General features: G+C 47.4%; 1 protein-coding gene. It reads left to right on the top strand.

Annotated features, from left to right (window positions below):
- On the top strand, nucleotides 1–428 hold a 428-nt coding region (locus N1032_RS28170), incomplete at its 5' end, for a hypothetical protein (protein ID WP_259544055.1).
- Between the last annotated feature and the right edge of the window lie 74 nt (nucleotides 429–502).

Below are 502 nucleotides of genomic sequence, written 5' to 3'. Positions count from 1 at the left end.
TGGGCTCCGACTTGCGTGGTTATCGTCGTGACGGTTTTTATCGTTATCGTAATGGTAACTATGATGTATCGGGTGATGCAACTGTCAATGACTTCGACGAGCGCGAAGGTGGTTGGTATCCATATGACCAACGCTTCATTTCAGCCGAACGCTGGGACTGGCATGGTAATCGTGCTATAAGTCCACGCGGTACTGTCACTCGACAGAACGCACCGTACCTGTATACTCGCAATCTGGTTGATTGCTATGGTATCTCAGGCGATGTACCGTTCGACAACGTTATGCGTTGGAACCCGGTATATGGGATGGCTATCTTTAATCATCCTGAAAACCAAGACCGTCCATCAACGGAAGTGGTGGGCGAACTCGTTGCAGAAATGGAACGAATCTGTACGGAAGCAGGTATCCCAACTCGTATTGAGGAATAACTGTGTCAACTATTTCTTTGGGTTCAGATCCAGAACTGATGGGCTTTGATATTCAATCAGGTATCATCGGTTCT

Origin of the sequence: Herbiconiux daphne (assembly GCF_024979295.1) — a bacterium.
GTDB lineage: Bacteria > Actinomycetota > Actinomycetes > Actinomycetales > Microbacteriaceae > Herbiconiux > Herbiconiux daphnes.
The sequence above is the reverse complement of the archived record's forward strand: the minus strand, read 5'-3'. Positions and strand labels throughout refer to the sequence as shown.